The sequence below is a fragment of the Pseudomonas sp. P4_C3 genome, assembly GCF_056402075.1.
This window is the reverse complement of sequence record NZ_JBFUIC010000018.1, coordinates 24,932-44,932: the sequence shown is the minus strand read 5'-3', so window position 1 is coordinate 44,932 and position 20,001 is coordinate 24,932. Positions and strand designations below refer to the sequence as shown.

The 20,001-nt window shown below is 59.4% G+C and carries 18 protein-coding genes; 6 read left to right on the top strand and 12 right to left on the bottom strand.

The window, feature by feature from the left end; genetic code table 11:
• The first annotated feature begins 105 nt into the window (after positions 1 to 105).
• Positions 106 to 1,305, top strand: a complete 1,200-nt coding sequence (fdhA, locus tag AC1DVH_RS06125; RefSeq protein WP_477753040.1) for a formaldehyde dehydrogenase, glutathione-independent — start codon at positions 106 to 108, stop codon at positions 1,303 to 1,305.
• Between the two features lie 47 nt (positions 1,306 to 1,352).
• Here fdhA and AC1DVH_RS06120 read toward each other — a convergent pair whose 3' ends face one another.
• Positions 1,353 to 1,841: a hypothetical protein gene (locus AC1DVH_RS06120; protein ID WP_477753039.1), complete on the bottom strand. Its 489-nt coding sequence runs from the start codon at positions 1,839 to 1,841 to the stop codon at positions 1,353 to 1,355.
• 244 nt (positions 1,842 to 2,085) lie between these two features.
• On the opposite strand from AC1DVH_RS06120, the gene AC1DVH_RS06115 reads away from it, so the two are divergent.
• A complete protein-coding gene (locus AC1DVH_RS06115; RefSeq protein WP_477753038.1) occupies positions 2,086 to 2,634 on the top strand; it encodes a DUF2780 domain-containing protein in 549 nt (182 codons plus the stop codon).
• Position 2,635: 1 nt separating this feature from the next.
• Here AC1DVH_RS06115 and AC1DVH_RS06110 read toward each other — a convergent pair whose 3' ends face one another.
• Entirely contained in the window at positions 2,636 to 3,523 is an 888-nt protein-coding gene (locus tag AC1DVH_RS06110; protein ID WP_477753037.1) for an acyltransferase, read from the bottom strand.
• A 164-nt stretch (positions 3,524 to 3,687) separates the two neighbouring features.
• On the opposite strand from AC1DVH_RS06110, the gene rloA2 reads away from it, so the two are divergent.
• Complete coding sequence (gene rloA2 / locus AC1DVH_RS06105) at positions 3,688 to 4,194, top strand: retropepsin-like aspartic peptidase RloA2 (protein WP_477753036.1); 507 nt, start codon at positions 3,688 to 3,690, stop codon at positions 4,192 to 4,194.
• Between the two features lie 12 nt (positions 4,195 to 4,206).
• Here rloA2 and AC1DVH_RS06100 read toward each other — a convergent pair whose 3' ends face one another.
• From AC1DVH_RS06100 to AC1DVH_RS06065, 8 genes are all read right to left on the bottom strand, one after another.
• The gene (locus AC1DVH_RS06100) at positions 4,207 to 4,836 is read right to left on the bottom strand and encodes a glutathione S-transferase (protein ID WP_477753035.1); all 630 of its coding nucleotides are present in this window, start codon (positions 4,834 to 4,836) and stop codon (positions 4,207 to 4,209) included.
• 166 nt (positions 4,837 to 5,002) lie between these two features.
• On the bottom strand, positions 5,003 to 5,182 hold the full coding sequence (locus AC1DVH_RS06095) for a hypothetical protein (RefSeq protein WP_477753034.1): 180 nt from the start codon (positions 5,180 to 5,182) through the stop codon (positions 5,003 to 5,005).
• Positions 5,179 to 6,309 (bottom strand): PepSY-associated TM helix domain-containing protein, encoded by a 1,131-nt coding sequence (locus AC1DVH_RS06090; protein WP_477753033.1) that lies wholly within the window; start codon positions 6,307 to 6,309, stop codon positions 5,179 to 5,181. The genes AC1DVH_RS06095 and AC1DVH_RS06090 overlap by 4 nt, the downstream gene beginning before the upstream one ends.
• A gap of 72 nt (positions 6,310 to 6,381) precedes the next feature.
• Complete coding sequence (locus AC1DVH_RS06085) at positions 6,382 to 8,826, bottom strand: TonB-dependent siderophore receptor (RefSeq protein WP_477753032.1); 2,445 nt, start codon at positions 8,824 to 8,826, stop codon at positions 6,382 to 6,384.
• Positions 8,827 to 9,069: 243 nt separating this feature from the next.
• Positions 9,070 to 10,044: a FecR family protein gene (locus AC1DVH_RS06080; protein ID WP_477753031.1), complete on the bottom strand. Its 975-nt coding sequence runs from the start codon at positions 10,042 to 10,044 to the stop codon at positions 9,070 to 9,072.
• Positions 10,041 to 10,559: an RNA polymerase sigma factor gene (locus AC1DVH_RS06075; protein ID WP_477753030.1), complete on the bottom strand. Its 519-nt coding sequence runs from the start codon at positions 10,557 to 10,559 to the stop codon at positions 10,041 to 10,043. The genes AC1DVH_RS06080 and AC1DVH_RS06075 overlap by 4 nt, the downstream gene beginning before the upstream one ends.
• A gap of 225 nt (positions 10,560 to 10,784) precedes the next feature.
• A complete protein-coding gene (locus tag AC1DVH_RS06070; RefSeq protein ID WP_477753029.1) occupies positions 10,785 to 11,492 on the bottom strand; it encodes a 3'-5' exonuclease in 708 nt (235 codons plus the stop codon).
• Entirely contained in the window at positions 11,489 to 13,429 is a 1,941-nt protein-coding gene (locus tag AC1DVH_RS06065; RefSeq protein ID WP_477753028.1) for a putative nucleotidyltransferase substrate binding domain-containing protein, read from the bottom strand. Before AC1DVH_RS06065 ends, AC1DVH_RS06070 begins: the two co-directional genes overlap by 4 nt.
• A gap of 253 nt (positions 13,430 to 13,682) precedes the next feature.
• Between AC1DVH_RS06065 and AC1DVH_RS06060 the strand changes: the two genes are divergently transcribed.
• Complete coding sequence (locus tag AC1DVH_RS06060; RefSeq protein ID WP_477753027.1) at positions 13,683 to 14,141, top strand: response regulator; 459 nt, start codon at positions 13,683 to 13,685, stop codon at positions 14,139 to 14,141.
• A 360-nt stretch (positions 14,142 to 14,501) separates the two neighbouring features.
• On the top strand, positions 14,502 to 15,413 hold the full coding sequence (locus tag AC1DVH_RS06055; protein WP_477753026.1) for an EamA family transporter: 912 nt from the start codon (positions 14,502 to 14,504) through the stop codon (positions 15,411 to 15,413).
• Positions 15,414 to 15,486: 73 nt separating this feature from the next.
• Here AC1DVH_RS06055 and AC1DVH_RS06050 read toward each other — a convergent pair whose 3' ends face one another.
• Complete coding sequence (locus tag AC1DVH_RS06050; protein ID WP_477753025.1) at positions 15,487 to 17,676, bottom strand: malate synthase G; 2,190 nt, start codon at positions 17,674 to 17,676, stop codon at positions 15,487 to 15,489.
• 560 nt (positions 17,677 to 18,236) lie between these two features.
• Between AC1DVH_RS06050 and AC1DVH_RS06045 the strand changes: the two genes are divergently transcribed.
• On the top strand, positions 18,237 to 18,755 hold the full coding sequence (locus AC1DVH_RS06045; protein ID WP_223460390.1) for a glycine cleavage system transcriptional repressor: 519 nt from the start codon (positions 18,237 to 18,239) through the stop codon (positions 18,753 to 18,755).
• A gap of 215 nt (positions 18,756 to 18,970) precedes the next feature.
• Here AC1DVH_RS06045 and rarD read toward each other — a convergent pair whose 3' ends face one another.
• Positions 18,971 to 19,858, bottom strand: coding sequence for an EamA family transporter RarD (gene rarD / locus AC1DVH_RS06040; protein ID WP_477753024.1), 888 nt, complete (start codon positions 19,856 to 19,858; stop codon positions 18,971 to 18,973).
• Positions 19,859 to 20,001 lie beyond the last annotated feature (143 nt).

Here is a 20,001-nt window from a genome sequence, read left to right as displayed (position 1 = left end):
CAATGTAGGAGCTGCCGAAGGCTGCGATCTTTTGAATTCCCGAGCACTTAACGCGCTGCCTGCCTGGGCAACGCGGTTCCATAAAAACAACAGCGAGGTGAAAGCATGTCTGGTAATCGTGGTGTGGTGTATCTCGGCGCTGGCAAGGTCGAAGTGCAGAGTATTGACTATCCGAAAATGCAGGACCCGCGCGGCAGGAAGATTGAACACGCTGTCATCCTGCGTGTGGTGTCCACCAACATCTGTGGTTCCGACCAGCACATGGTGCGCGGGCGTACCACGGCGCAAACCGGCCTGGTGCTGGGCCATGAGATCACCGGTGAAGTGATCGAGAAGGGCAGCGACGTCGAGAACCTGAATATCGGCGACCTGGTGTCCGTACCGTTCAACGTGGCTTGCGGGCGCTGCCGCTCCTGCAAAGAAATGCACACCGGCGTGTGCCTGAGCGTCAACCCGGCGCGTCCCGGTGGCGCTTATGGTTATGTCGACATGGGCGACTGGACCGGTGGCCAGGCCGAATACGCCATGGTGCCGTACGCCGATTTCAACCTGCTGAAACTGCCGGATCGCGACCGGGCCATGGAAAAAATCCGCGACCTGACCTGCCTTTCCGACATCCTGCCGACCGGCTATCACGGTGCCGTGACCGCTGGCGTCGGCCCGGGCAGCACCGTATACATCGCCGGTGCCGGTCCGGTCGGCCTGGCGGCGGCCGCATCCGCTCGCCTGTTGGGTGCGGCGGTGGTGATCATCGGCGACGTCAACACCGTGCGCCTGGCTCACGCCAAGGCCCAGGGCTTCGAAATCGCCGACCTGTCCCTGGACACGCCGCTGCACGAGCAGATCGCCGCACTGCTCGGCGAGCCGGAAGTGGATTGCGCCATCGACGCTGTAGGCTTCGAAGCCCGTGGCCATGGCCATGACGGCGTGAAACACGAAGCCCCGGCCACCGTACTCAACTCGCTGATGGGCGTGGTGCGTGTGGCAGGCAAGATCGGCATCCCCGGCCTCTACGTGACCGAAGACCCGGGTGCTGTCGACGCTGCCGCGAAAATGGGCAGCCTGAGCATCCGCTTCGGTCTGGGCTGGGCCAAGTCCCACAGCTTCCATACCGGCCAGACCCCGGTGATGAAATACAACCGCGCGCTCATGCAAGCCATCATGTGGGACCGCATCAACATCGCCGAAGTGGTAGGCGTTCAGGTGATCAGCCTGGATCAGGCTCCGCAGGGTTATGGCGAGTTCGATGCCGGCGTACCGAAGAAGTTTGTGATCGATCCGCACAAGATGTTCAGCGCGGCCTAAGGCCATCGGGTTAAAAAAAGGGCGACCGAGGTCGCCCTTTTTTTTGTTCAATGGCCTGTCGGTGGCATGGTCAGGACTCTGTAGTTGAACTCACATTCCTTTTCCACCCGTGAATCGCAGTGTTCAACGGACTTGGCTTTGTTGGAAGCGCCGGCCTTTTCTTTAATGGGTTGCGCCTCCCATTTTGTGCCCTTGACGGGGGCCCACTCTCTGAAGGAGTACAACGTCATCCTGGCAAACGCATACCAGTCGTCACCCTCGTAATCACACGAAACTACATCCGTATTACCTTCGGAACTGACGGTCCGGTAGAGCGCTCCGGTGAATACGAAGGTTTTAAGATCTCCCTCGTTGGCATAGGGGTTTTCGCCTACCCAGACGCGGCCGTTCGGACCGGGGGCGGTATAGCTGTAGCCTTGTTCCTCCTGTTTTTGTTTGATGCTTGCAGCTGACGGACACATAGTGGTTGCCGCCAAAGCGTTGGCTGTGAATACTGACAGTAGTACGGCACTTGCCGCGAGTGTTTTACGTATCATGATGTACTCCTTTACACGGGTTTGAGCCGTCATGTTGGGGGAGGTGGACTGCGGCAGGTACTATCAGTATTGATAGGTTGCGTTGACGCCTTATTCATCGCGCGACATCCAGGGATTCACGTTTCTTATACGTGACCGGGGTAAAAGTGGATGCGCGGCAAGGAACATGATTGAGGATGCCTGGTCAAACCGGCAGTTTTACCGCCGGTTTTCGGATGGTTTCATGGCACAAGAGGATGTCTGGATGAAGATTTCACGCGGCATTGCATTGGCTTCGCTGTTGGCACTGTCCGCCAGTCCGGCCTTTGCACAGTTCAGCCTGAACGATGCGGCCAATGCGATTTCGGGCATCAAGGGCGGTGACGTGGCAGCGACTGCCGCACCCACACCGCAGACAGCCGACTTGCTGAGCACGCTCACTCAATTGAACATCACCCCACAGCAAGCCATCGGCGGTGCCGGGGCGATGCTGGGGCTGGCGAAGAACCAGTTAAGTTCGACCGACTACTCGGAACTGGCCAAAAGCGTGCCAGGCATCGACATGCTCTCGGGCGGCGGCGAGTTGGGTGCGCTGGCCGGTCTGCTCGGCTCCAGCGGCAAAGCGGCAGGGCTGGACAATGCCCTGGGTAACGTCAAGGACACCAACGACCTGAACAACGCCTTCAGCGCCCTGGGCATGGACAGCGGCATGATCGGCCTGTTTACCCCGGTGCTCCTGCAGTACCTCGGTCAGCAGGGCGTCGGCGGTACGCTGCTGAGCAGCCTGGGCAGCATCTGGGGCACCGGTAGCTGATTCAGCGGTGCCCGGCGCGCAAGGCGTCGATGCGCTGATCCTTCTCGATCCAGAGCTGGTTGACCCAGTTCTGGACCTTCTCGCGAAACAGCGGATCGTTTTCGTAGTCGCCCTGCCACAGCGCCGGGTCGAGATCGCGGGTCTGGATATCGATGATGACCCTTGGCACATCGCCGCTGATCAAGTCCCAGAACCCCGGAATCTTCTGCTGCGGGTAAACCACCGTCACATCGAGAATCGCATCCAGCTGTTCGCCCATTGCCGCCAGTACAAACGCCACGCCGCCAGCCTTTGGCTTGAGCAGGTAGTTGAACGGTGATTGCTGTTGAGCGCGTTTGGCCGACGTGAACCGCGTGCCTTCCAGATAATTGACCACGGTTACCGGTTGGCGCTTGAACAGCTCGCAGGCCTGTTTGGTGATCTCCAGATCCTTGCCCGCCAGTTCCGGGCGTTTGGCCAGGAATGCCTTGCTGTAGCGCTTCATGAACGGGTAATCCAGCGCCCACCACGCCAGGCCCAGGAAGGGCACCCAGATCAGTTCTTTCTTGAGGAAGAATTTGAAGAACGGTGTGCGTCGGTTCAGCGTCTGGATCAGCGCCGGGATGTCGACCCAGGATTGATGGTTGCTGATCACCAGGTACGAGGTATCACGGCGCAGATCGTCACCGCCGCGGATGTCCCATTGGGTGGGGATGTACAGGCGGAAAATCAGCTTGTCGATCTCGGACCAGGTCTCGGCGATCCACATCACCACCCATGAGGCGTAATCGCGAAAACGGCCAGGCAGGACCAGCTTGAGCAGGGCAAACACCAGCAGTGGCCCGATCAGGACCAGGGTGTTGAGCACAAGCAGCAGGGTCACGAAACAGCCGGTGAGCAGGCGGCGCATAAGTCACTCGTGGAGGCGGTTGGGCGCGCCATGATAAGCAGCTTCGGGCGGCAGGCCAAATCGGTGCTGACGAATGTTTCACTTTTGGGTCGGTAACGTTGTGGGAACGATCAAGCGAACGACGGTCTAAAATCCGATTGCTCACTCTCATGGAAACCCATTACGTGAAATCCCTCCTTGCAGTGCTCTCCCTTATCGCCCTGCCGGTCATGGCCGCCGAGCCGACCCTGTACGGGCGTTACGAATACATTGCCCTGCCGGAAATCGGCGGGCAGGTTCTCAAGGCCAAAATGGACACCGGCGCCCTGACCGCGTCGCTGTCGGCCAAGGACATCGAAACCTTCAAGCGTGACGGCGAAGACTGGGTGCGTTTCCGCCTCGGCACCAAGGACGCGAGCAACCAGGTCTACGAACACAAGGTCGCGCGCGTCAGCAAGATCAAGACCCGTTCCGAAGAGGACGAAGAGGACCGCGAAGTCGTCGCGCCGACCAAGCGTCCGGTGGTCGATCTGGAACTGTGTCTGGGCAACGTCAAGCGCACCGTGGAGGTCAACCTCACCGACCGCAGCAGCTTCAACTACCCGTTGCTGATTGGCGCCAAGGCGTTGCGTGAGTTCGGGGCGGCGGTGAATCCGGCTCGGCGGTTTACGGCCGACAAGCCGGATTGCTGATCTTTTGCAGGCTTAAACCTTCGGCATCGTCGCAATCATCGAAGGCCGCTGGCTCACCTCGAAATACCACGCCGCCAGTTGCGGATTCGCCGTGCGCCAGTCCAGATCCGGATGGCGCAAATCCAGGTAACCCAGTGCACAGGCCACGCTGATCGCGGCCACGTCGAAGTGGCAGGTCAGCTCGGCAATCGCGTCCTTTTCCAGCAATGCCAGGGCGCGGCGGATTTTGTCGCGCTGGCCGTCGAGCCATTCGTCCCAGTGTTTTTCCGGGGCGCGCAGGGCGACTTCGTAGCGCACCAGCACGGCCGCGTCCATGATCCCGTCGGCCAGCGAAGCGAGGGTCAGGCGCCGCCAGCGGGCCGAGCCTTCGCGGGGGATCAGCGGGTTGCCGACGTGCTGCTGATCGAGGTAATCGAGGATGACCCGGCTGTCATGGATGATGTTGCCATCGGCCAGGCGCAGCGCCGGGATCTTACCCAGGGGATTATCTTCGATCAGCGTGAGGTCCGGGTTGACCGGGGTGAGTACGCTGGTCTGCAACGCCACGCGGTCCTGTTGACCGGTTTCGTGCAGCAGCACCATGACTTTGCGAACGAAGGGAGAGAGCGGGTTGTGGTACAGGGTCATGCTCGGGGCAGACATGGCAGCGTCTCGATCGGTGGCAGTGTCGGGCAGCATAGCGTGTTGATCCGATTGCTCAAGATCACAATCTCCTGTGGGAGCGAGCTTGCTCGCGATAACGGTACGACAGTCACTATCAGTGTTGACTGATCTATCGCCATCGCGAGCAAGCTCGCTCCCACAGGGATCAGTGGCGTTGCAGGAGGCCGCGCAGGGCAAGAGCGGCCGGGATGCCAAGCCCCAACCAGCTCAACGAATCCCAAACACCATCCCCGAGCAACGCGGCAAACAACCCTGCCGCGCTGAGCACTGCGATGACGGTCGGAATGGCAAACACTTTCCAGAAGTTCGACTGCCGGGGCTTCATGCCACGCTCTCCGCTTTTTCCGCCACGGGTTTTACAGCCTTGCGCCGCACCACCCACAGATAAACACCGCTGCCGAGCACGATGATGGTCAGCACATCCAGGGTCGCCCAAAGGATCTTCATCGGCATGCCTCCGTAGTCGCCGAAGTGCAGTGGCTGCGACATGCCCATGGCGTCCATGTACCACGGTCGTTCGGCCACGGCAGTGACTTGCAGGGTGCTGGCGTCGATCAGTACCGGCGTCAGCAGGTGCGAGGTCAGGTGCGTGCTGCCTTTCATGAACACTGCGTAATGGTGCTCGCTGGAGAATCGCGTGCCGGGAAAGGCGATGAAGTCCGGCTGCATGCCCGGCGCAACGTCCCTGGCGATGTCGAGCAGATGGGTGGCCGGCGCCCGTTGCGTCAGCGGTGGCGCATCGCGGTACGGCGCGACCATCGCGCTCAGGCTGTCGTTGCGCCAGGCGGCAATGATCAGGTCGGCGCAGGCACTGATCACGCCCGTCACGCCGACCACCAGGGCCCAGGTCAACGTCACCACGCCGATCAGGTTATGCAGGTCGAGCCAGCGCAGGCGCRTGGATTTGTCCTGGCGCACGGTGGCGAATTTCAAGCGGCGCATGAACGGCAAATACAACACCGTGCCGGAAACGATCGCCACCACGAACAGAATCCCCATGAACGCCAGCAGCAATTTGCCCGGCAAACCGGCGAACATGTCCACGTGCAGGCGCAGCATGGTCAGCATGAAGCCGCCGTTGGCCGATGGCGTCTCCAGCGCTTCGCCGGTACGGGCGTCGAGCATGAAGGTGTGGGACGAGTTCGGCTCGGTGCCCGCGGTCGCGGCCATGATGGTCAGCACGGTGTTGGGCTCATCATCTTCGAAGCCAAAATACTGCAGGACTTCGTAGGGGCGATGTTGCTCGGCGGCCTGCACCAACTGCTGCAAATTCAGGTGCGGAGTGTCCGCCGGCATTTCCTTCACTTCAGGCGCATCGCCCAACAAGTGGTCAATCTCGTGGTGAAAGATCAACGGCAGGCCGGTCAGTGCCAGCAGCAAGAGGAACACCGTACAAATCAGGCTGGTCCAGGTATGAACAGCGGACCAGCGGCGAATAGTTTTACTTTTCATTTCTTGGCCTTCAGAAAAACCAAAGCCGTCCACGAAGGACGGCCTGATCATTGGGCGTGTCAGCTCAACGCGTTACCACTTGTAGGTTGCACTGGCGACGACACTGCGCTGGTCGCCGTAGTAGCAGTAGAAGCTGTCGCAAGTCGAGATGTAGTCCTTGTCGAACAGGTTGGTTGCGTTAACGGCCAGCGAAGCGCCTTTGAGGCTGTTGTCCAGGCGACCGAGGTCGTAGTGAACCACCGCGTCGAACACCGTGTAAGCACCGGCTTTGCCCAGCCAGGTGTTGGCCTGATCGCCATAGGTATTGCCGGTATAGCGCGCGCCAGCGCCGATGCCGAAGCCATCCAGCACGCCGTTGTGCCAGGTGTAGTCGCCCCACACCGATGCTTGCTGGTTAGGCATCAGTTGCAGGCGGTTGCCCTTGTAAATGCCCTCTTGCACTTCGGATTTGGCCAGAGTGTAGGCAGCCGTGACCTTGAGGTTTTCAGTCACGTCGGAAACGGCTTCCAGCTCCAGGCCTTTGACTTTCACTTCGCCGGTCTGGCTGGTGACTGTCACGTTGCCCACGTTGTGGGTGACGGAAACGTTTTTCTGGGTCAGGTCATATACCGCCGCCGTCAGCAGGGTGTTGCTGCCCGGTGGCTGGTACTTGATACCCAGTTCCCATTGCTTGCCTTCGGTCGGCTTGAACGACTCGGTCGGCGAGGCGACGGCATTGCTGGTCGGCTGGAACGATTCGGCATAGGACAGGTATGGCACGAACCCCGAGTCGAACACGTAGCTGATCGCCGCGTTGCCGCTGAAGTTCTTGTCGCGCTCGGTGTTGGTGGCATCGCCTTTGTTGAAGAACGTGGTGCCGGTGTGGACCCAGTCTTCACGACCGCCGAGGGTCAGGCGCCATTGGTCGATGGCCATCTGGTCCTGGAGGTACAGGCCGGTCTGCTGGGTCTTCTGCTCGTAGTCGTAGAACGCCGTGGAGCGTGCCGGACGGGTGATCGGCAAACCATAGATCGGGTCGTTGACGTTGATGCCCGGCGCGGTGCCGAAGATCGAGAGGTAGTTGGTGGTGTTGCGCTGGTGGTCCAGGCCGATCAGCAAGGTGTGACTGACGTCGCCGGTGACGAAGTCGCCCTGGAAGTTGTTGTCCACGGCGAATTGGGTGATGTCTTCGTCGACATTGGTGGTGCCACGGCCGGTGTTGCCTTGATCGTCGACGACAAAGCCGAGGTTGGCAAAGTCAGGGTTGTAGCTGTTGACGGTCACGGCCTGGAACGACAGCTCCGACCTGGTGTAGCGCAGGTTCTGCCGGAACTGCCAGACATCGTTCAGGCGGTGTTCGAAGGCGTAACCCAGCGCGTAGTAGGTGCGGTCATAGAAGTCATAGTTCGGATCACCCAGGTTCTTGTGGTGGGAGATCTCGCCGAATGGCATGTCGATCTTGGTGCCCTGGATCGGATAGAACTGACTGGTGATACCGGTATCGTCACGGGTGAACTGCGTGAGCAGGGTGAACCTGGTGTCTTCGTCGATGTTCCAGGTCAGGCTCGGCGCAATGTTGTAGCGCTTGTCATCGATGTGGTCGATCGGAGTGCCGCCGTCGCGCAGCACGCCGCTGAGGCTGTACAGAAACTGGCCTTCGTCGTCGATCTTGCCGGTGCTGGCGAAGTTGATCTGGCGATGGTTGTCGCTGCCGTACTGCAACTGGATCTCGCTGCTGGCTTCAGCGCTTGGGCGCCGGCTGACCATGTCCAGCAGGCCGCCCGGCGGGGTCTGGCCGTATACGGACGAGGCCGGGCCACGCAGCAGCGCCAGGCGGTCGAGGTTCCAGGTTTCCTGTTTCGGGTTGGCGTACACACCTTTTGGCAGTGGCAGGCCGTCGAGGAATTGAGTCGGTTCGAAACCACGCACGCGCAACCAGTCGGAGCGGGTGTCGCTGCCGAAGCTGCTGGCGGTGATGCCCGGCAAGTAGCGCACGGCATCATCGAGGGTGTGCACGTTGCGGTCGTCCATCTGCTCACGAGTGACGACCGAAATCGAACGCGGTGCTTCGACCAGCGCGGTGTCGGTCTTGGTGCCGGCGGCGGTGCGCTTGGCCAGGTAGCCCTGTGCCGGGCCCCAGGCGCTTTCAGTGTCTTGCACACCGATCACGCTGGTTGCCGGCAGGTCCATCACGCCCTCGGGCACGGCCACCAGGCTGTAGGTGCCCGCACTGCTCAGCTCCAGTTGCAGGCCAGTGCCACGCAGGGCTTCGCGCAACGCGCCGGCTGCGTCGAACTGGCCTTTGACCGGCGCCGAGGTCTTGCCCGCCGCCAGGGATGGGTTCAACGACAGGGCCAACCCGGCCTGGCTGGCGATCTGGTTCAGGGTGCTGGCCAACGGTGCGGTTGGCAGGTTGTAGGTGCGGACGCTGGACACCTGTTCAGCGGCGACCAGTTGGCTGCCGGCCAAAGGGGTGCAAAGGGCAATGGCGACCGCCAGCAAACTGCGGCGCAACAGAGAGTCTAGCGAACGAGGCATACAGCGGCTCCTGAATGGAAATATTTCTCAATTGCCTGTGTGCCGAACGAAAATCAAAAAGTGATAGGGCTTGATGAAAATAATTTCGATTCAGAAGTCGGTTGCGGCTGGTATTGGGTCAAAACGGTTTTTGCGGGGAGTCGAACGCCGTCATCGCGAGCAAGCTCGCTCCCACAATTTGAAATGCATTCCAATGTGGGAGCGAGCTTGCTCGCGATGACGGTTGATCAGACACAAAGCTTTTCAGGGTCTGGTATCGGCCTTGGCCACGACCTTCACCCACCATGGCGTGTGTTGTTCGATCTGCACCGGCAGGGTCGGCAGCAGGGCATTGAGTGCCAGGTCGGTGTCGCGCAGCGGGAAGCTGCCGGTGATGCGCAGGTCGGCCACCTCCGGTGCGACCCCGACGAAACCGTTTCGATAGCGGCCGATTTCATGCACCAGGTCTTCCAGTCGCGTGTTGTCCACCACCAGCATGCCGCGGGTCCAGGCATCCGCGCCGAGGTTGACGGCCAGCACCGGACCCAGACCGTTGTTGCGGATCAGTGCCTGCTGGCCTTCGTGCAGAATCTGTTCGGCCGGGTTGGACTCAGGGTGAACCGCCACCGCCGACTGCAACACACTCAGGCGCGTGCCTTGTTCTTCGCGCTTGACCAGAAACCGCGTACCCAGCGCGCGCATGCTGCCTTCACGGGTTTCGACGATGAACGGCCGCGGATCGCCATGGCCGGTTTCCACCAGGATTTCGCCCTCCTGAAGCACGATGCGCCGCTGCTTTTCATCGAAACGCAGATCCAGCGCGCTGTGGGTATTGAGATTGATCAGCGTGCCGTCAGCCAGGCGCAGGGTGCGCTGCTCGCCAACGGCGGTGCGCTGGTCGGCCAGCCAATAGTCGATCGGCAGGTAACGATCCCCGGCGAACAGGGCCAGGCCGATCACTGCAACGATACTGGCGACACTGTTGCCAAGCTTGCGCACTCGCCGGCGAATGCCTTCGCGTGATTGCAGCAAGGCAGTGCGGGCCGGGCCGCTGGCCACGCCGATACGCTGGTCGAGCATGCCCAACTGGCGCCAGGCGCGGGCGTGCTCTTCGTGGGCCGCGTGCCACTTGGCGAACTCTTCGCGTTCTACCGGGTTGGCACAATCCATGGACAACTGCCAGGCAATCGCCGCGTCCAGCACGTTGGCCGATACCGGTTTGGAACTGAGCGGATTCACGTCGGCTCACCATATAGCGCGATGTAACACTGGCGAATGCCTTGGGCCAGGTACTGGCGCACCCGCGGCACCGACACCCCCAGGCGCTCGGCGATTTCTGCGTGGCCGAGGCCGTCGAGACGGTTGTAGAGGAACGCTGCCCGGGCCTTGCTGGAAAGCTTGCCGAGCAATCGGTCGATGTTTTTCAGGTCTTCGAGGATCATTTGCTGTTCTTGCGCCGACGGTTGTTCGGCTTCGGGAACCAGCATCAACTCGGTGAGGTAAGCCTGTTCCAGCGCGGCGCGGCGGAAATAATCGAACAGCAGGCCCTTGGCGATCGCCACCAGGAATGCCCGGGGTTCGCCCGGGACCTTCAGTTCCTCGCGGCCCAGCAAGCGCACGAACGTGTCCTGGCTCAGGTCCTCGGCCCGCTGCGGGCAGGCGACGTTGCGTCGAAGCCAGGCCAAAAGCCAACCGCGATGGTCGCGATATAACGCACCGACGAGCTCACTTTGAGGGCTTGGGACTGACGACACGCCGCACACCGATTGGGAAATATTAACTAACGAGAATTGTTCTCGATTGTGTCAGAAGCGAGGGAGGTAAGCAATTGGCGTTGGTCGTGTGGGAATTTGGCGACAGCCTTTGTAGGAGCGAGCTTGCTCGCGATGGTCGTCAACGATAACGCGTCCAATCTGACACCCCGCGTTGTTCTCTGGCTCATCGCGAGCAAGCTCGCTCCTACAGGGATGGTGTAAGGATCAGAAGGAAGGCGCCTGCTGCCGACGTTTCCACTGACTCAAGCGCTGTTGCAGATTCAACGGGCTATGAATCTGCTGCTGCCGCGCGCGGCTGAACAGAATCAGCGCCAGCTCAGCGGTGGCCAGGGCGTCGGCGCTGGCGTGGTGGCGCTCGAAGACTTCGAGCTTGAACCAGTCGATCCAGTCGTCCAGCCCGGCCTCGCGAATATGCGCCTGGGGGCATAGCAGTGGCGCAATGTCCGCCACGTCCAGAAACGGATGCTGCAACTTCAAGCCCAGATGATCTTTCAGCGCACGGCCGAGCATGTGTTGGTCAAACGGCGCGTGGAAGGCCAGCACCGGACTGTCCCCGATGTACTCCATCAGGTCGAGCAGTGCTTCTGCCGGGTCGCTGCCTGCCGCAATGGCGCTGGGGCCAATGCCGTGGATCAGCACACTGGGGCCGAGTTTCACTTGCGGATATTGCAGGGTGCGTTCGAACTGCTGGCGAAAATCGATGGCCCCGTCCTCGATCACCACCGCGCCGATGGACAACACCTGGTCCTTGTTCAGGTTCAAGCCGGTGGTTTCCAGATCGAGCACCACCCAGCGTTGCTCGCGCAGGCTGCACTCAGACAGGTCGGCAGCCGTCGGTAATTGGTCCAGCCGATGTTGCAGATGAGCTGGGAGGGTGGGACTCGCCGGGCGCAGCCATGAAAACAGGCTCATAACTGATACCGCAAGGTCAGGCTGCTTTGCAGGCGTTGTGCCTGGCGCAGGGACTCACGCAGGATGCGCCGGTCCAGATGATTGAGACTGTCGGGATCGACCCGATTTGAGTAAGGAAAATTCTCCCGGGTCTGTAGTTGATGTTGCTGCATGCGGGTTTGCTGGATGAAGTGATAGGCCTCTTCGTACGCGGCGCCGTCCAGGGGTTCGATGACCTCTTTGGCGACCAGCTGGCGAAAACGCTCCAGCGTGTTGTTCGCTTCGATACCGTGGGCGAGGGCCAGCAACCGGGCGCCGTCGACGAACGGTGCCAAGCCCTGAATCTTCAGGTCCAAGGTGGCCTTCTCGCCATTTTTGCGCGCCAGCACGAATTCGCGGAAACGCCCAACAGGCGGGCGATTACGCAGCGCATTCTCGGCCATCATGCGCTGGAACAAACGGTTGTCGCCGACCTGATCGAGAATGCCCCGACGCAACTGCTCACAGCCTTGCTCGCTGCCCCAGACCACGCGCAAATCGAAATAGATGCTCGAACCCAGCAGGTTCTCCGGGGTGGCCTCGCGGATAAACACTGCAAAGCGCCGCGCCCATTCGGCCCGGGACAGGCACAGCTCGGGGTTACCGGCCATGATGTTGCCCTTGCACAAGGTGAAGCCGCACAGCGCCAGGCTCTGGTTGATCTGCTGGGCAATGGGCAACAACTTGCCGCGAATCTCGGCGGCATGGGCCGCATCCCTGGCTTCGAACAGAATGCCGTTGTCCTGATCGGTGTGCAGGGTCTGCTCGCGACGGCCTTCACTGCCGAAACACAGCCAGCTGAATGGCACACCGGGGTCGCCTTTTTCGGCGAGGGTCAGTTCGATCACCCGGCACACGGTGTGGTCGTTGAGCAAGGTGATGATGTGGGTGATCTGCGTCGAAGACGCGCCGTGGGCCAGCATGCGCTCGACCAGTTGACCGATTTCGCCCCGTAGCGCCACCAGGTTTTCCACCTTGTGGGCATTGCGGATAGTGCGCGCCAGGTGCACCAGGTCGACCCGCTGCAGGGAAAACAGATCGCGCTCGGAAACCACGCCGCACAAGCGTCGGTCCTTGACCAGACAGACATGGGCGATGTGCCGCTCGGTCATGGCAATCGCCGCATCGAATGCACTGTGATCCGGCGACAGGAAAAACGGTGCCCGGGTCATGTGCCCTTCGATGGCTTCGTTGAAATCACTGCTGCCGTTGGCCACGGTTTGACGCAGGTCGCGCAGGGTGAAAATCCCCAGTGGCGCCTTGAGTTCATCAACCACCACGATGCTGCCGACCTGTTGTTCGTGCATCAACGTCACGGCTTCGCGCAATGGCGTCTGTGGGGCGCATGTCACCGGGTGGCGCATGGCCAATTCGCCCAGTCGGGTATTGAGTGAATATTGGGTGCCGAGGGTTTCCACGGCTTTTTGCTGCACTTGCTGGTTGACCTGATCCAGCAGGCTGCTGACGCAGCGCAGGGCGAAGTTGCGGAAGGTGTCCGATAGCGAAAACAGGCGGATGAATGCCGGTTTGTTCAGTTGCAGGCAGAAGGTGTCCTCGCCGGCCAGGTGCTCGGTGCGGGTCGCCCGTTCACCCAGCAACGCCGCGAGAGGGAAACATTCGCCAGTGGTGATCTCGAAAACCGTTTCGGTGCCACCCTTGGCCGTGTGCGGACGCTCGCCCACGACCCGGCCTTGCTTGACGATATAGAAGTGCTCGACCGGGCCGTCGGCGGGTTTGATGATGCTCTCGCCGTGGGCGTAAAAACGCAGCTGACATTGCTCGACCAGATACGCCAGATGAGCGTGTTCCATCTGGTTGAAGGGCGGGAAGCGCTGAAGGAATTGCAACGTGCCCTGGATGTTCTGCAACACCGCGGTTTTCCCTGCCTGTGTGAAGGCGTCCGCTTTACTCATAACCATTACCGCAGTCTTTTTTGAATTGTTTTAGTCGGATGACCCGGACATGGTCGACCCCTGTGGCCGGGGTGCCCATTGGACGTAAGTCTAGGTAGGCGATCAGGGTGATGGAATGTCGGAAAAACCTTACGCAACTGTGAGAAAAACCTCTCTATTCTGCTATTGGAAAAATATCCGACGGGGTGCACATTGATGGTTCGCTGAGCGATGTCACACCGCTGTGTCAGGGAATTGTATTGAACATATAGGGAAAGCCATGTCCGACCACGACATTTTGAGTGACGCCGAGCGCGAAGCGCTGAGCGCCGTAATGCTGGAACCTGACCTGCCGCAGCAACGGGTGCTGATCGTCGATGACGATGAAGACGCCCGGGAGCTGCTGTCAGAGATTCTGGCGATAGACAGCATTCACTGTGTAATGGCGTCCAGTGGCGAAGCGGCACTCAAGATCCTGCTGACCAAGGCAGAAATCAAAAAGCTCTCGATTGGTTTAATGATCACCGACCTGCGAATGGGCCACGTTGACGGGCTGGATCTGATCCGCCATGTACGCGAATCGGTAAGGGCGGCATTGCCGATCATCATTGTCTCGGGTGACGCCGACGTGAAGGATGCGATCGCCGCAATGCATTTGAGCGTGGTGGACTTTCTGCTCAAGCCGATTGACGCCAGTCATCTGCGGACACTGGTAAAACGCGAATTGGGCATTAAATAACTCAAGCCTGTAATTGTTAATTACAGGCTTGAGTTGTTTTTGTGAGCTAGGCTTGTAATTAAATTTATCTAATTGGTGTGCGAAAAAGCTACTCACACATAGCTTGTTTCTTCTTTCGATTATTCAGCTATCGTTCGGTTCTTGAAAGCCAATGTGGGCATCTATTTGATGTTGTACTTGGTTTAATGAAATCTGTCGTAGCACTATCCAGGTTGCCAGTTTGGCACTCCGCTTTTTAGTGGCTTGAGTATGCCGATGGTTGTCGTGTATTCAGTCTGCGGCTAGTTCCTGCGGATAAAATACCGACAAAGGTCATTGCTTTTCCTGGGTTGTGTGGCTGTGTATCGCATTGAGGACGATATGATAAAGAAAATGGAATTTCGCGATCTTGTACTTATTGTCGGTGTCACAATCATGTGGGGCAGCAATTTTACGGTAATTGATATCAGTCTCGATGGCATCGATCCATTCATATTGACAGCAATGCGCTTTACTTTCTGTGCATTGCCACTGGTGTTCTTCATCCCGAAACCGAAAGGTGTCAGTACTTTTGTAACTATCGTCTACGGTTTGTTGTTTGGTATCGGAATGTGCTGGCTGATGAACTACGGCATGTTTCTTGGCGTCAGTGCCGGCGTGACATCTTTGCTCTTGCAATTCAGTGCTTTTTTTACGGTCATCTGGGGAGTGCTGCTGTTTGGCGAGAAAATGACGGCAATACAAGTGGCCGGCATTCTCATGGCGTTGGTGGGGCTGATGTTCATTATTCATGTAACGCACGGTGATGCCGAAAGCTTTGGACTTTTTCTGGTACTGCTCGGCGCATTGTTCTGGAGTCTTTGCAATGTGCTGGTCAAGAGAAGCAAAGTGGTTGATATATTTTCCTTTGTCGTTTGGTCGAGTCTGTATGCAACACCTCCTCTATATCTGATGACTTACTGGGTCAAGGGAGCAGCCCCTTTCCAGGCGTTGCTAACGGATATAACTGCTCCAGTGCTGGCATCGGTCCTGTTCCAGGCCTATGTGGCGACGGTATTCGGGTATTGGGTGTGGAACCGAATGATTGAGAAGTATCCGGCGAGCCAGGTTGCACCCTTGTCAGTGATTGTTCCGATATCGGGTATCTTGACCTCGTGGTATGTACTCGACGAACCCATTGGTGGTGAAAAACTGTTTGCTCTCATCATCACGGTCCTTGGAATTGCCTTGTTCATGAATGCATCGAGAATAGGCCGCCACATCGCTGCAAACGCGTTGCGCTTCAGGAGATAGTTCTGCATTTGCAGGACGCAGAAACAAAAATCCCCCGGTTTTCAACCGGGGGATTGCTGTGGAGTGAGCTGGTTTACAACCCGTTCTTCGCCTTGAACTCGCGACGACGACGGTGCAGGACCGGCTCGGTGTAGCCGTTCGGCTGTTTGGTGCCTTCGACCACCAGTTCGACGGCTGCCTGGAAGGCAATGTTGCTGTCGAAGTTCGGGGCCAGCGGACGGTACAGCGCGTCGCCGGCGTTCTGGCGGTCAACCACTGGCGCCATGCGCTTGAGACTTTCCATGACCTGGTCTTTGGTGACGATGCCATGGCGCAGCCAGTTAGCGATGTGCTGGCTGGAAATACGCAGCGTTGCACGGTCTTCCATCAGGCCGACGTCGTTGATGTCCGGCACTTTCGAACAGCCGACGCCCTGGTCGATCCAGCGCACCACATAACCGAGAATGCCCTGGCTGTTGTTGTCCAGTTCGTTCTTGATCTGCTCAAAGGTCCACTGCGGGTTCACCGCCAGCGGGATGGTCAGGATGTCGTCCACCGAAGCATGGGCACGCTTGGCCAGTTCGGCCTGACGGGCGAACACGTCAACCTTGTGGTAGTGCAGCGCGTGCAGGGCAGCAGCGGTCGGTGATGGTACCCAGGCGGTGTTGGCACCGGCCATCGGGTGAGCGATTTTCTGCTCGAGCATCGCCGCCATCAGGTCAGGCATGGCCCACATGCCTTTACCGATCTGCGCGCGACCTTGCAGGCCGGTGCTCAGACCGATATCGACGTTGGAGTTCTCGTAGGCGCCGATCCATTTTTCCGCCTTCATGTCCGCCTTGCGCACCATCGGGCCGGCTTCCATGGAGGTGTGGATTTCGTCGCCCGTGCGGTCGAGGAAACCGGTGTTGATGAACACCACGCGCTCGCTCGCCGCCTTGATGCAGGCCTTGAGGTTGATCGTGGTACGACGCTCCTCGTCCATGATCCCGACTTTGAGGGTGTTGCGTGGCAGGCCCAGCACGTCTTCGATGCGACCGAACAGCTCGTTGGTGAACGCTGCTTCTTCAGGGCCGTGCATCTTCGGCTTCACGATGTAGATCGAGCCGGTGCGGGTGTTTTTGCGCGAGGTGTTGCCGTTCAGGTTGTGCATCGATGCCAGGCAAGTCACCAAGCCATCGAGAATGCCTTCCGGCACTTCGTTACCGTCTTTGTCGAGGATTGCGTCGATGGTCATCAGGTGACCAACGTTACGCACGAACAACAGCGAGCGGCCGTGCAGGCTCAGATCACTGCCGTCGACAGCGGTGTAGGTGCGGTCGGCGTTCATGGTGCGGGTAAAGGTCTGACCGCCCTTGGCGACGTCTTCCGACAGATCGCCCTTCATCAGGCCGAGCCAGTTGCGGTAGATCACCACTTTGTCATCAGCGTCGACGGCGGCAACCGAGTCTTCGCAGTCCATGATGGTGGTCAGTGCGGCTTCCATCAGGATGTCTTTGACGCCGGCCGCGTCGGTCTGGCCGACCGGGGTGCTGGCGTCGACCTGGATTTCGAAATGCAGGCCGTTGTTTTTCAGCAGGATCGCGGTCGGTGCCGAAGCATCACCCTGGAAGCCGATCAGTTGCGCATCGTTGCGCAGGCCGGTGTTGCTGCCGCCTTTAAGGGCGACCACCAGTTTGCCGTCGACGATCTTGTAGCCGGTGGAGTCGACGTGGGAGCCGGCCGCCAAAGGCGCCGCTTCGTCGAGGAAGGCACGGGCGAAAGCGATGACCTTGTCACCGCGCACCTTGTTGTAGCCTTTGCCTTTTTCCGCGCCGTCGGCTTCGCTGATGGCATCGGTGCCGTAGAGCGCGTCGTACAGCGAGCCCCAGCGGGCGTTCGAGGCATTGAGCGCGAAGCGGGCATTCATGAMCGGCACTACAAGCTGCGGACCGGCCATGCGGGCGATTTCTTCGTCGACGTTTTGCGTCGTTGCCTGGAAATCGGCCGCTTCTGGCAGCAGATAACCGATCTCTTGCAGGAAGGCTTTATAGGCCTTCGGGTCGTGCGCCTGGGCTGACCCAAGAGCTTGGCGGGATTGGTGCCAGCCATCGATACGAGCCTGGAAATCATCGCGTTTGGCGAGTAGGGCTTTGTTCTTCGGCGCCAGGTCATGGATGACCTTGTCGGCACCGGCCCAGAACTTATCGGCGGTGAGGCCGGTACCGGGAATGGCTTCGTTGTTCACGAAGTCGAACAGGACTTTGGCGACCTGCAGGCCACCGACTTGAACGTGTTCAGTCATTGCTTGCCTCACTCTGCTCAGCTATTTCGCTTTTCAGCTCTTCAATTTAACAATGAAGCCTTGGGCCATTTAAACCACAAACCCGTCTACCAGTACATGCCATTTGCGGGCGGCTGGGTTGGGACCAATCAACGGCTTGGGGCCTTGCTGACAGGGCTTTCAGGGTTGCGAACGTGCCTGCGGCAGACATCGATCCAACGTTATGTAGTGCGCGCTGCGGCATACTACATGATGAATTGCGGTTGTGAAAATTAGACTTATTACGTCGTTCTGCGACCCCATGACGCATTGCGGTCACGGCGCGGAGCAGGATGTTCTCAAAAAACCAGTGGATTGTTCCAGTTAAATATCGAAAGTTGTACACGATTTGTTGTTCGCAGGTTCATCGGTTGCGACCCTATCGCGAGCAAGCTCGCTCCCACAAAGGCCTGCGCGATCCCTGTGGGAGCGAGCTTGCTCCGGGCGGCGTTCCGACGATGACGTCAGACCTGTCAACACCGAGTCAGCCCTTGCCTATACTTGGTTCTCTATAACAAAAGTCATGACCAGAGGGCTGCGCCATGGACCACCTCGTACTCACCGTATTCGCACCGGACAAGCCAGGGCAAGTCGAGCGCATTGCCCAATGCATCGCCGAACACGGCGGTAACTGGCTGGAAAGCCGCATGTCGCGCATGGCGGGACAATTCGCCGGGATTCTTCGAGTGGGTGTGCCGGCCGAGGCCTACGACGAATTGGTCGATGCCCTACAGGGCTTGTCCACCCAGGGCATTCGCGTGTTAATCGCCGAAAGTGGCATCGAACAATCCTGCACCTGGAAGCCGATCGCCATGGAACTGGTGGGCAATGATCGTCCGGGGATCGTGCGTGACATCACACGCTTGTTGAGCGAGCAGGGGGTGAACCTGGAGCGGCTGGTCACCGAAGTGCGCCCGGCACCGATGAGCAGCGAACCGTTGTTCCATGCCGAAGCGATTCTTGCCGTCCCGCTGACGCTGTCGCTGGACGTACTGCAATCGCGCCTGGAAACCCTGGCTGACGACCTGATGGTCGAATTGGTGCTGCGCAGTGAACCCTGATGAGGTTATCCAAGTTAAACGTGCACCCGCCTGTGGATAACCTGTAGAGACACCCCGCCAGGCCACACCGGCCGGGGTTCTCCAAGATCTGATCAAAAAACCAGCAGTTTCAACCACTTGCGCACAATCGGCGGGGATCACGCTGTGGATAACCTTGGGAAGGAATGATACAGGCCACGGGAGACGTGGCCTGTAGGGTTTTGTGTGTTTTTTGATCAGCTGCGGCGGCGCAAACTTATCCACGCGTCGACGCTGTAAACCGCCAGACCGGCCCAGATGAACATGAACGCTACCAGGGTGCTGGACGACAGGTGTTCGCCAAACAGCAGGACCGCTTGCAGCAGCACCAGTGTCGGTGCCAGATACTGGAGAAAGCCCAGTGTCGTGTAGGGCAAATGCCGGGCAGCCGCGTTGAAACAGACCAGCGGCACCAGCGTGATCGGGCCGGCGGCCACCAGCCACCAGGCCTGGGAGGTGGTCCAGAATTCGGCCTGGGCGCTGCTGGCCGTCGGATTGAGCAGCAACCAGCCGAGGGCAATCGGTACCAGCATCCAGGTTTCCACCACCAGCCCCGGCAGCGCCTTGACCGGTGCCTGCTTGCGAATCAGGCCATAGAAACCGAAGGTCAGTGCCAGCACCAGCGACACCCACGGCAGGCTGCCCACTTGCCAGACCTGCTGCGCCACACCCACAGCCGCCAGACCGACGGCAATCCATTGCATGCGCCGCAGCCGTTCGCCGAGGATCAGCATGCCCAGCAACACGTTCACCAACGGGTTAATGTAGTAACCAAGGCTGGCCTCCAGCATGCGGCCGTTGTTCACCGACCAGACGTAGGTCAGCCAGTTGGCCGCAATCAGTGCACCGCTCAGGGCCAGGGTCGCCATCCTTCGCGGGTTCTCCCGCAGTTCGCGCCACCAGCCGGGATGCTTCCAGACCATCAGCAACAAGGCGCCGAACAGCGCCGACCACAGTACCCGGTGGATGATGATTTCCACGGCGGGCACGCTGGCGATGGCTTTGAAATAGAGGGGGAAAAGTCCCCAGATGATGTAGGCACTCAGGCCTAGAATGTACCCGCGACGCGGGTTGGCGGCTTGCATGCAGAATCCTTGCTTAGGCAGCTAACAAAGAGGGGATTGTAAGGAGATTTATCTGCGAATGTCCTGACTGAATAGGTAGGTCATTTGTGAACATCGGTATCTGTAGGAGCGAGCTTGCTCGCGATGGACGCCAACGATAACGC

What these genes read in the sequence shown, in the direction of transcription:
- fdhA (WP_477753040.1), top strand. Translation starts at nt 106, where the DNA reads ATGTCTGGTAATCGTGGTGTGGTGTATCTCGGCGCTGGCAAGGTCGAA.
- AC1DVH_RS06120 (WP_477753039.1), bottom strand. Translation starts at nt 1,841, where the DNA reads ATGATACGTAAAACACTCGCGGCAAGTGCCGTACTACTGTCAGTATTC.
- AC1DVH_RS06115 (WP_477753038.1), top strand. Translation starts at nt 2,086, where the DNA reads ATGAAGATTTCACGCGGCATTGCATTGGCTTCGCTGTTGGCACTGTCC.
- AC1DVH_RS06110 (WP_477753037.1), bottom strand. Translation starts at nt 3,523, where the DNA reads ATGCGCCGCCTGCTCACCGGCTGTTTCGTGACCCTGCTGCTTGTGCTC.
- AC1DVH_RS06100 (WP_477753035.1), bottom strand. Translation starts at nt 4,836, where the DNA reads ATGTCTGCCCCGAGCATGACCCTGTACCACAACCCGCTCTCTCCCTTC.
- AC1DVH_RS06095 (WP_477753034.1), bottom strand. Translation starts at nt 5,182, where the DNA reads ATGAAGCCCCGGCAGTCGAACTTCTGGAAAGTGTTTGCCATTCCGACC.
- AC1DVH_RS06085 (WP_477753032.1), bottom strand. Translation starts at nt 8,826, where the DNA reads ATGCCTCGTTCGCTAGACTCTCTGTTGCGCCGCAGTTTGCTGGCGGTC.
- AC1DVH_RS06070 (WP_477753029.1), bottom strand. Translation starts at nt 11,492, where the DNA reads ATGAGCCTGTTTTCATGGCTGCGCCCGGCGAGTCCCACCCTCCCAGCT.
- AC1DVH_RS06065 (WP_477753028.1), bottom strand. Translation starts at nt 13,429, where the DNA reads ATGGTTATGAGTAAAGCGGACGCCTTCACACAGGCAGGGAAAACCGCG.
- AC1DVH_RS06060 (WP_477753027.1), top strand. Translation starts at nt 13,683, where the DNA reads ATGTCCGACCACGACATTTTGAGTGACGCCGAGCGCGAAGCGCTGAGC.
- AC1DVH_RS06055 (WP_477753026.1), top strand. Translation starts at nt 14,502, where the DNA reads ATGATAAAGAAAATGGAATTTCGCGATCTTGTACTTATTGTCGGTGTC.
- AC1DVH_RS06045 (WP_223460390.1), top strand. Translation starts at nt 18,237, where the DNA reads ATGGACCACCTCGTACTCACCGTATTCGCACCGGACAAGCCAGGGCAA.
- rarD (WP_477753024.1), bottom strand. Translation starts at nt 19,858, where the DNA reads ATGCAAGCCGCCAACCCGCGTCGCGGGTACATTCTAGGCCTGAGTGCC.